The 7,982-nt window shown below is 66.4% G+C and carries 16 protein-coding genes and 1 pseudogene; all 17 read right to left on the reverse strand.

All coding sequences use genetic code 11. From position 1 onward, the window contains the following. Positions 1–27 precede the first annotated feature (27 nt). Positions 28–423, reverse strand: a complete 396-nt coding sequence (gene rpsH, locus G4G93_RS16960) for a 30S ribosomal protein S8 (RefSeq protein ID WP_048425827.1) — start codon at positions 421–423, stop codon at positions 28–30. A 16-nt stretch (positions 424–439) separates the two neighbouring features. Then, positions 440–745, reverse strand: coding sequence for a 30S ribosomal protein S14 (rpsN, locus tag G4G93_RS16965; RefSeq protein ID WP_165085704.1), 306 nt, complete (start codon positions 743–745; stop codon positions 440–442). A gap of 41 nt (positions 746–786) precedes the next feature. Then, positions 787–1,353, reverse strand: coding sequence for a 50S ribosomal protein L5 (gene rplE, locus G4G93_RS16970; protein ID WP_165085705.1), 567 nt, complete (start codon positions 1,351–1,353; stop codon positions 787–789). Next, positions 1,346–1,663, reverse strand: a complete 318-nt coding sequence (gene rplX / locus G4G93_RS16975; RefSeq protein WP_048425824.1) for a 50S ribosomal protein L24 — start codon at positions 1,661–1,663, stop codon at positions 1,346–1,348. The genes rplE and rplX overlap by 8 nt, the downstream gene beginning before the upstream one ends. Continuing rightward, complete coding sequence (gene rplN / locus G4G93_RS16980; protein WP_048431919.1) at positions 1,663–2,031, reverse strand: 50S ribosomal protein L14; 369 nt, start codon at positions 2,029–2,031, stop codon at positions 1,663–1,665. Before rplN ends, rplX begins: the two co-directional genes overlap by 1 nt. Positions 2,032–2,357: 326 nt before the next feature. Next, positions 2,358–2,612: a 30S ribosomal protein S17 gene (gene rpsQ, locus G4G93_RS16985; protein ID WP_099905698.1), complete on the reverse strand. Its 255-nt coding sequence runs from the start codon at positions 2,610–2,612 to the stop codon at positions 2,358–2,360. Positions 2,613–2,625: 13 nt separating this feature from the next. Further along, positions 2,626–2,841, reverse strand: coding sequence for a 50S ribosomal protein L29 (rpmC, locus tag G4G93_RS16990; RefSeq protein WP_048425821.1), 216 nt, complete (start codon positions 2,839–2,841; stop codon positions 2,626–2,628). Positions 2,842–2,855: 14 nt separating this feature from the next. Further along, a complete protein-coding gene (gene rplP / locus G4G93_RS16995; protein WP_109960472.1) occupies positions 2,856–3,269 on the reverse strand; it encodes a 50S ribosomal protein L16 in 414 nt (137 codons plus the stop codon). Between the two features lie 40 nt (positions 3,270–3,309). After that, positions 3,310–4,041 carry a 30S ribosomal protein S3 gene (gene rpsC, locus G4G93_RS17000; RefSeq protein ID WP_048431917.1) on the reverse strand — a complete coding sequence of 244 codons (732 nt, stop codon included), beginning with the start codon at positions 4,039–4,041 and terminating at the stop codon, positions 3,310–3,312. A 10-nt stretch (positions 4,042–4,051) separates the two neighbouring features. After that, positions 4,052–4,435, reverse strand: a complete 384-nt coding sequence (rplV, locus tag G4G93_RS17005) for a 50S ribosomal protein L22 (RefSeq protein ID WP_048431916.1) — start codon at positions 4,433–4,435, stop codon at positions 4,052–4,054. Position 4,436: 1 nt separating this feature from the next. Then, a complete protein-coding gene (gene rpsS / locus G4G93_RS17010) occupies positions 4,437–4,715 on the reverse strand; it encodes a 30S ribosomal protein S19 (RefSeq protein ID WP_048425817.1) in 279 nt (92 codons plus the stop codon). A 12-nt stretch (positions 4,716–4,727) separates the two neighbouring features. Beyond that, positions 4,728–5,564, reverse strand: a complete 837-nt coding sequence (gene rplB / locus G4G93_RS17015) for a 50S ribosomal protein L2 (RefSeq protein ID WP_165085707.1) — start codon at positions 5,562–5,564, stop codon at positions 4,728–4,730. A gap of 26 nt (positions 5,565–5,590) precedes the next feature. After that, on the reverse strand, positions 5,591–5,887 hold the full coding sequence (locus tag G4G93_RS17020) for a 50S ribosomal protein L23 (RefSeq protein ID WP_099905692.1): 297 nt from the start codon (positions 5,885–5,887) through the stop codon (positions 5,591–5,593). Further along, positions 5,884–6,504, reverse strand: a complete 621-nt coding sequence (gene rplD / locus G4G93_RS17025; protein WP_048465593.1) for a 50S ribosomal protein L4 — start codon at positions 6,502–6,504, stop codon at positions 5,884–5,886. Before rplD ends, G4G93_RS17020 begins: the two co-directional genes overlap by 4 nt. Continuing rightward, positions 6,504–7,244, reverse strand: coding sequence for a 50S ribosomal protein L3 (gene rplC, locus G4G93_RS17030; RefSeq protein WP_165085708.1), 741 nt, complete (start codon positions 7,242–7,244; stop codon positions 6,504–6,506). Before rplC ends, rplD begins: the two co-directional genes overlap by 1 nt. 51 nt (positions 7,245–7,295) lie before the next feature. Continuing rightward, positions 7,296–7,604: a 30S ribosomal protein S10 gene (gene rpsJ, locus G4G93_RS17035; protein WP_048465591.1), complete on the reverse strand. Its 309-nt coding sequence runs from the start codon at positions 7,602–7,604 to the stop codon at positions 7,296–7,298. A gap of 80 nt (positions 7,605–7,684) precedes the next feature. Beyond that, positions 7,685–7,982, reverse strand: a pseudogene (gene tuf, locus G4G93_RS17040) (elongation factor Tu); the annotation flags it as partial.

Raw genomic sequence — 7,982 nt, forward strand, 5'->3', positions numbered from 1 at the left:
TCCTTTTCGGCTGTCAGGGTCTGCAGGTCAGAAGACCTTGCAGAGCACCTCGCCGCCGACGTTGCGCTCGCGCGCCTCGTGGTCGGCCATGACGCCCTGAGGGGTGGAGACGATGGTGATGCCCAGGCCGTCGGCGACGCGCGGCAGGGTATCGACCGACGAGTAGACCCGGCGGCCGGGCTTGGAGACGCGCTCGATCGAGCGGATCACCGGCTGGCCGTCGAAGTACTTGAGCTCGATGGCGAACTCGGTCCGCCCGTTGCCGTAATCGGTCGTGGCGTAGTCGCGGATGTAGCCCTCGGACTTGAGGACGTCGAGGACGCGGGCCCGCAGCTTGGAGCCGGGGGTCTGCACGACGTTGCGACGACGCATCTGGCCGTTGCGGATGCGGGTGAGCATATCGCCCACGGGATCGTTGATCATCTGTGGCGCCCTCCCCTTACCAGCTGGACTTGACCAGGCCCGGGATCAGACCCCGGGATCCCAGGTCGCGCAGGGCGACGCGGGAGATGCCGAGCTTGCGGTAGTAAGCCCGGGGACGGCCGGTCATCTCGCAGCGGTTGCGGATGCGGGTCGCGCTGGAGTTGCGGGGCAACTCCGCCAGCTTGAGGCGCGCCTCGAAGCGCTCCTCCATCGACAGCGATTCGTCGTTGGCGGTCGCCAGCAGCGCTTCGCGCTTCGGCGCGTAGCGCTTCACGAGCTCCCGCCGCTGCTTGTTCTTCTCGATCTTGCTCGTCTTAGCCATGTTCTAGCTCTCCAGTGTCCGCGTATGGGGGCGGCGAGCCCTCACTGCCGGAACGGGAAGTTGAAGTGCTTCAGGAGCGCCCGGGCCTCGGCATCGGTCTTGGCGGTGGTCGCCACGACGATGTCCATGCCCCAGGTGTTCTGGGCCTTGTCGTAGTTGATCTCGGGGAACACCAGGTGCTCCTTGATCCCGAGGGCGTAGTTGCCGCGGCCGTCGAACGACTTCGGGTTCAGGCCGCGGAAGTCACGCACGCGCGGCAGCGCGATGGTGATCAGGCGGTCCATGAACTCGTACATCCGCTGCTTGCGCAGCGTGACCTTGCAGCCGATCGGCATGTTCTCGCGGACCTTGAAGGTCGCGATCGCCTTGCGGGCCCGGGTGATGACCGGCTTCTGGCCGACGATCAGGCCGAGATCCTCGGCCGCCACGGTGGCCTTCTTGGAGTCCTGGGTCGACTCGCCGACACCCATGTTGACGACGATCTTCTCGATCGACGGCACCTGCATCGGGTTGGTGTAGCCGAACTCCTCGATCAGCTTCGGACGCACCACTTCCTCGTAGTGCTTCTTCAGCCGCGGCGTGTAGCCGTCCTTCAGCGCCTCAGCCATCGATCAGATCTCCCGAGCGCTTCGCGAAGCGAACCTTGCGCCCGTCTTCCAGAATGCGAAAACCAACCCGGGTGGGCTTGCCGTCCTTGGGGTCGGCGACCGCCAGGTTCGACAGGTGGATCGCCGCCTCCTTGGAGATGATCCCGCCCTCGGAGGTCTGGGTCTGGCGCGTATGGCGCTTCACCAGGTTGATCCCCCGGACCAGGGCGCGGTCTTCCTTCGGCATCACCTGGATGACCTCGCCGGTGCGACCCTTGTCGCGGCCGGTCAGGACGACGACCTTGTCGCCCTTCTTCACCTTCGCAGCCATTACAGCACCTCCGGCGCCAGCGAGATGATCTTCATGTGATTGCGAGCGCGCAGCTCACGCGGCACGGGCCCGAAGATACGGGTTCCGACCGGCTCCTTCTGGTTGTTGATCAGCACCGCCGCGTTGCGGTCGAAGCGGATCACCGAACCGTCGGCCCGACGGACATCCTTGGCGGTACGAACGACGACCGCCTTCATGACGTCGCCCTTCTTCACGCGGCCCCGCGGAATCGCCTCCTTCACCGACACCACGATGATGTCGCCGACACCGGCATACTTGCGCTTGGAACCGCCGAGCACCTTGATGCACATCACGCGACGTGCGCCGGAATTGTCGGCGACGTCCAGATTCGTCTGCATCTGGATCACGGCCTAACGCCCTTTCCTTGTTTCAGGCAGGTCTCCGGAGGGCAGGATTGCCCGGCGGACGGCAGCCTGATGGGGATCTCGCGTCCCCGTCCATTAAAAGACCGCGCAGCAGGGCGATCACTCGCTCTGGCGCGGTCAACGAACGCGATGAGGAGCGCGTCACACGCCCCTCATGTTTCGGTGGAGGTCGGCCGATTACACCGGATCGACCTCGTTGGCAAGGAGTCGGAGCGGCAAAAGGCGCTCCGTCCCGACAAGGGGCCGGAGCAACGACAGCCGCTTCGGCCCCCCGCCGGGCGTGGGGGACGCCGCGAGGGCGCCCCGCCTTACGCCTCGGCGGTCGCGACGGCCTCGCCCTCGACCAGCTTCCAGGTCTTGAGCTTGGAATAGGGCCGCGACTCCTCGATGAACACCTGCTGGCCGACCTTGGCCACGTTGTTCTCGTCGTGGGCGTGGTAGTTCTTCGACCGACGGATGGTCTTCTTCATCACCGGGTGGGTGAAGCGACGCTCCACCTTCACGACGATGGTCTTGTCCTGCTTGTCGCTGACGACGACGCCCTGCAGCACGCGCTTCGGCATGGTATTGACTCCCTTAGCCCTGCGCCGCCTGCAGCGTCTTCTGGCGCTGCAGGGTGCGGACGCGGGCGATGTCGCGGCGCACTTCGCGCACCCGGGCGACGTTCTCGAGCTGACCCGTGGCCCGCTGGAAGCGCAGGTTGAACTGCTCCTTCTTCAGGTTCAGGAGCTCTTCGCCGAGCTGATCCGGCGACAGCGCGCTCAGGTCAGACAGCCTCTGGCTCGACTTCATCTCGAATATTCTCCTCAGTCGGCGATGCGCTGGATGAAGCGCGTGCGGACCGGCAGCTTGGCGGCACCCAGGCGCAGCGCCTCGCGGGCGATGTCCTCGGCCACGCCGTCGATCTCGAACATGATGCGACCCGGATGCACGCGGGCCGCCCAGTATTCGGGCGCACCCTTGCCGGAGCCCATGCGGACTTCGGTCGGCTTCGCGGTCACGGGGACGTCGGGGAAGATCCGGATCCAGACCCGGCCCTGACGCTTCATCTCGCGGGTGATCGCACGGCGGGCCGCCTCGATCTGACGCGCGGTGATCCGCTCCGGCTCCATGGCCTTGAGGCCGTAGGCGCCGAAATTCAGGTCGGTCCCGCCCTTCGCGGCGCCGTGGATGCGGCCCTTGAACTGCTTGCGGAACTTCGTCTTCTTGGGTTGCAGCATGGCAGCCTCTCAAAACTGAAGGGCGGGGGAAGCGCGGCCCTTAGGCCGCGTCCCGTCCGCCGCGCTCGCCGCGCTCGCGGTCACGACGTCCGCCGGAACGGCCGCCCTCCTCGTGCGCGCGCTTGTCCTGGGCCATCGGGTCGTGCTCGAGGATCTCGCCCTTGAACACCCACACCTTGATGCCGCAGGTGCCGTAGGTGGTGAACGCCGTGGCCGTGCCGTAATCGACGTCGGCGCGCAGGGTGTGCAGGGGCACGCGGCCCTCGCGGTACCATTCGAGCCGGGCGATCTCGGCGCCGCCGAGGCGACCGGAGCAGTTGATGCGGATGCCCTCGGCGCCGAGACGCATCGCCGACTGCACGGCACGCTTCATGGCGCGACGGAAGGCGACGCGGCGCTCGAGCTGCTGGGCGATCGAGTCGGCCACCAGGGTGGCGTCGATCTCGGGCTTGCGCACCTCGACGATGTTGATCGTCACGTCGGCCTTGGTCATCGAGTTGACCAGCTTGCGCAGCTTCTCGATGTCCGCGCCCTTCTTGCCGATCACCACGCCCGGACGGCCCGAGTGGATGGTGACGCGGCACTTCTTGTGCGGACGCTCGATGACGATCTTGGAGACCGCGGCCTGCTTGAGCTGCTTGAGCAGCGCTTTGCGGATCGCGACGTCCTCATGCATCAGGCGAGCGTACTCGCCCTTGTTGGCGTACCAGCGCGAGTCCCAGGTCCGGTTGATGCCGAGACGGAGACCGATCGGATTGACTTTCTGACCCATCGATCCCTCCTCAGGCCGCCTCGGCCGGGACTTCGCGCACCACGATGGTGAGGTTCGCGAACGGCTTCAGGATGCGGGCGCCACGGCCGCGGGCGCGGGCGTGGAAGCGCTTCAGGACGAGCGCCTTGCCGACATAGGCCTCCTTCACGACGAGATCGTCCACGTCCAGGTCGTGGTTGTTCTCGGCGTTGGCGATCGCGCTCTCGAGGCACTTGCGGACGTCGACCGCGATCCGCTTGCGCGAGAACTGCAGGTCGGCGAGCGCGGTAGAGACCTTCTTGCCCCGGATCAGCTGAGCCACGAGGTTCAGCTTCTGCGGGCTGACGCGCAGCATGCGCGCCACGGCCTTGGCCTCGTTCTCGGGGAGCGCGCGGGGTGCTGCTGCCTTGCCCATCTTAGCGCCTCTTCGCCTTCTTGTCGGCCGCGTGACCGTGGAAGGTGCGGGTCGGCGAGAACTCGCCGAACTTGTGCCCGACCATCTCCTCGGAGACGTAGACCGGAATGTGCTTCTGCCCGTTGTAGACCCCGAAGGTCAGACCAACGAAATGCGGAAGGATCGTAGAGCGACGGCTCCAGATCTTGATCACCTCGTTGCGGCTCGCGCCGCGCGCGGCGTCCGCCTTCTTGAGGAGGTAGCCGTCGATGAACGGCCCCTTCCAGATTGAACGTGCCATGGGACGAAGCCCTTACTTCTTGCGGTTGTGGCGGCTCGACACGATGAACGTGTCGGTGCGCTTGTTCGAGCGGGTCTTCTTGCCCTTCGTGGGGATACCCCACGGTGTGACCGGATGACGACCGCCCGAGGTGCGACCCTCGCCGCCGCCGTGCGGGTGGTCGATCGGATTCATCGCGACACCGCGGTTGTGCGGGCGCTTGCCGAGCCAGCGGTTGCGGCCCGCCTTGCCGAGCGAGATGTTCATGTGGTCGGGGTTCGAGACCGCGCCCACCGTGGCGTAGCACTGGCCGTGCACCAGGCGCTGCTCGCCAGAGTTCAGGCGCAGCGTGACGTAACCCTGGTCGCGGCCGACGATCTGGGCGTAGTTGCCCGCGGACCGGGCGATCGCCCCGCCCTTTCCGATCTTCAGCTCGACGTTGTGCACGATCGTGCCGACCGGCATGTTGCCGAGCGGCATGGCATTGCCCGGCTTGATGTCGACCTGCTCGCCCGAGACCACCCGGTCGCCGGCCTTCACGCGCTGCGGCGCCAGGATGTAGCTCTGCGCTCCACCCTCGTACGACACCAGCGCGATGAACGCCGTGCGGTTGGGATCGTACTCGATCCGCTCGACGGTGCCGACCTTGCCGGCGTGCTCACGCCGCTTGAAGTCGATGTTGCGCAACGTCCGCTTGTGACCGCCGCCTCGGAACCGCACTGTGATGCGGCCGAGGTTGTTGCGGCCGCCGGTGGACGACTTGCCCACCGTCAGCGACTTGACCGGCTTGCCCTTGTAGAGCTCCGAACGGTCGACGATCACGAGCTGGCGAAGGCTCGGCGTGACCGGCTTGAATGTCTTCAAAGCCATTGGCTTGTTCCCTTACGCCGTTCCCCTCAGAGCCCGGTCGTGACGTCGATGGTCTGGCCCTCTTCGAGGGTGACGATCGCCTTCTTCACGTCCGAACGCTGGCCGCGCTGACCGCGGAACATCTTGGTCTTGCCCTTGGTGACGAGCGTGTTGACGCTCTTCACCTTGACCTCGAACAGCTTCTCGACCGCTTCCTTGATCTGCGGCTTGGTCGCCTTCGGGGCCACCCGGAACACAACCTTGTTGAGCTCCGAGAGGTTCGTCGCCTTCTCGGTGATGACCGGGGAGACGATCACGTCGTAGTGGCGCGGATCAGCGCTCATTTGAATCGCGCCTCCAGCGCATCGACGGCGGCGCGGGTCAGCACGAGCTTCTCGCGGCGCAGGATGTCGTAGACGTTGATGCCCTGCACCGGCAGGACGTCGATCTGCGGCAGGTTGCGGGCCGCACGGGCGAAGTTCTGGTCGAGCTCGGCGCCGCCGATGATCAGGGCGTTCGAGAGCGACAGCTTGCCGAAACGCTCCTTGAGCGCCTTGGTCTTGCCCTCCTCGAGGCGGGCGTCGTCCATGACAATCAGCTCGGCGCTCTTGACCTTGGCCGAGAGAGCGTGGCGGAGCGCGAGCGCCCGGACCTTCTTGGGAAGGTCGTGGGCGTGCGAGCGGGTGACCGGGCCGTGGGCGCGGGCGCCGCCGCGGAACTGCGGCGCCGAAGCCGCGCCGTGACGCGCGTTACCGGTGCCCTTCTGCTTATACAGCTTCTTGGTCGTGCGGGCGATCTCGCCGCGCTGCTTGGTCTGGTGGGTACCAGCCTGACGCTTGGCGAGCTGCCAGCGGACGCAGCGCTGCAGCAGGTCGGCCCGGGGCTCGAGGCCGAAGATGGCCTCGTCGAGCTCGACCGAGCCGGCCTCGGCACCATCGAGCGTGGTGATCTCGAACTTCATCACGCGTTCTCCTCGGTGGCCGGAGCCGCGGGAGCCTCGACCTGGGCCTCAGCCGGAGCCGCATTCTGCTCGCGGAACTTGCCCGGCATCGGCACGTCGGCCGGAAGCTTGCGCTTCACGGCGTCACGGACGAAGATCCAGCCGCCGTCGACGCCCGGGACCGAACCCTCGACCAGGATCAGGCCGCGCTCGACATCGGTGCGCACGACGCGCAGGTTCTGGGTCGTGACCCGCTCGACACCGAGATGGCCCGGCATCTTCTTGTTCTTGAAGGTCTTGCCCGGGTCCTGACGGCCGCCGGTCGAACCGATCGAACGGTGCGAGATCGACACGCCGTGCGTGGCGCGCAGGCCGCCGAAGTTCCAACGCTTCATGCCGCCGGCGAAACCCTTACCGGTGGTCGTGCCCGTCACGTCGACGAACTGACCCGCCAGGAAGTGGTCCGCGGTGATCTCCGCGCCGACCGGGATGATCGCGTCCTCGGTGACGCGGAACTCGGCCAGCTTGCGCTTCGGCTCGACTTTCGCGACCGCGAAATGGCCACGCTGGGCCTTCGTCACGTTCTTGACCTTGGCCTTGCCGACGCCAACCTGGAGCGCGACGTAGCCGTTCTTCTCGATCGTGCGGTGGGCAACCACCTGGCACTGATCGACCTTGAGCACCGTGACCGGAACATGCTCGCCGGCGTCCGTGAAGACGCGGGTCATGCCGACCTTCTGTGCGATGACTCCTGAGCGCATGGTTCTCCCCCGCGCAGCCTAGTGAAGCTCCAAGCGATCCCTGAGGATCGCCTAGAGCTTGATCTCCACGTCGACGCCGGCGGCGAGGTCGAGCTTCATCAGCGCGTCCACGGTCTGAGGCGTCGGATCGACGATGTCGAGCACGCGCTTATGGGTGCGCATCTCGAACTGCTCGCGCGACTTCTTGTCGATGTGGGGCGAGCGGTTGACGGTGAAGCGCTCGATCCGGGTCGGCAGCGGGATGGGCCCGCGCACGGTCGCCCCGGTCCGCTTCGCCGTCGAGACGATCTCGCGGGTCGACGAATCCAAGATGCGATGATCGAACGCCTTCAGGCGAATACGGATGTTCTGGCCGTTCATGTGATGTCTACCTCGCGACGGGATGGGGCGGGCACGAGGCCCGCCCCGTCACCTGTCCGCTCGTGGAAGCGCCTGGACGCTTACTCGGTGATGGAGGCGACGACGCCGGCGCCGACGGTGCGGCCGCCCTCGCGGATGGCGAAGCGCAGCTTCTCCTCCATCGCCACCGGCACGATCAGCGTCACGTCCATCGTCACGTTGTCGCCCGGCATCACCATCTCGGTGCCCTCGGGCAGCTGGCACACCCCCGTCACGTCCGTCGTCCGGAAGTAGAACTGCGGACGGTAGTTGGTGAAGAACGGCGTGTGGCGCCCGCCCTCCTCCTTCGTCAGGATGTACGCCTCGGCCTTGAACTTCGTGTGCGGCTTCACCGAACCC

Origin of the sequence: Methylobacterium sp. DB0501, assembly GCF_011043735.1 — a bacterium.
Lineage (GTDB): Bacteria > Pseudomonadota > Alphaproteobacteria > Rhizobiales > Beijerinckiaceae > Methylobacterium > Methylobacterium alsaeris.

What these genes read in the sequence shown, in the direction of transcription:
- rpsH (WP_048425827.1), bottom strand. Translation starts at nt 423, where the DNA reads ATGATCAACGATCCCGTGGGCGATATGCTCACCCGCATCCGCAACGGC.
- rpsN (WP_165085704.1), bottom strand. Translation starts at nt 745, where the DNA reads ATGGCTAAGACGAGCAAGATCGAGAAGAACAAGCAGCGGCGGGAGCTC.
- rplE (WP_165085705.1), bottom strand. Translation starts at nt 1,353, where the DNA reads ATGGCTGAGGCGCTGAAGGACGGCTACACGCCGCGGCTGAAGAAGCAC.
- rplX (WP_048425824.1), bottom strand. Translation starts at nt 1,663, where the DNA reads ATGGCTGCGAAGGTGAAGAAGGGCGACAAGGTCGTCGTCCTGACCGGC.
- rpsQ (WP_099905698.1), bottom strand. Translation starts at nt 2,612, where the DNA reads ATGCCGAAGCGCGTGCTGCAGGGCGTCGTCGTCAGCGACAAGCAGGAC.
- rpmC (WP_048425821.1), bottom strand. Translation starts at nt 2,841, where the DNA reads ATGAAGTCGAGCCAGAGGCTGTCTGACCTGAGCGCGCTGTCGCCGGAT.
- rplP (WP_109960472.1), bottom strand. Translation starts at nt 3,269, where the DNA reads ATGCTGCAACCCAAGAAGACGAAGTTCCGCAAGCAGTTCAAGGGCCGC.
- rpsC (WP_048431917.1), bottom strand. Translation starts at nt 4,041, where the DNA reads ATGGGTCAGAAAGTCAATCCGATCGGTCTCCGTCTCGGCATCAACCGG.
- rplV (WP_048431916.1), bottom strand. Translation starts at nt 4,435, where the DNA reads ATGGGCAAGGCAGCAGCACCCCGCGCGCTCCCCGAGAACGAGGCCAAG.
- rpsS (WP_048425817.1), bottom strand. Translation starts at nt 4,715, where the DNA reads ATGGCACGTTCAATCTGGAAGGGGCCGTTCATCGACGGCTACCTCCTC.
- rplB (WP_165085707.1), bottom strand. Translation starts at nt 5,564, where the DNA reads ATGGCTTTGAAGACATTCAAGCCGGTCACGCCGAGCCTTCGCCAGCTC.
- G4G93_RS17020 (WP_099905692.1), bottom strand. Translation starts at nt 5,887, where the DNA reads ATGAGCGCTGATCCGCGCCACTACGACGTGATCGTCTCCCCGGTCATC.
- rplD (WP_048465593.1), bottom strand. Translation starts at nt 6,504, where the DNA reads ATGAAGTTCGAGATCACCACGCTCGATGGTGCCGAGGCCGGCTCGGTC.
- rplC (WP_165085708.1), bottom strand. Translation starts at nt 7,244, where the DNA reads ATGCGCTCAGGAGTCATCGCACAGAAGGTCGGCATGACCCGCGTCTTC.
- rpsJ (WP_048465591.1), bottom strand. Translation starts at nt 7,604, where the DNA reads ATGAACGGCCAGAACATCCGTATTCGCCTGAAGGCGTTCGATCATCGC.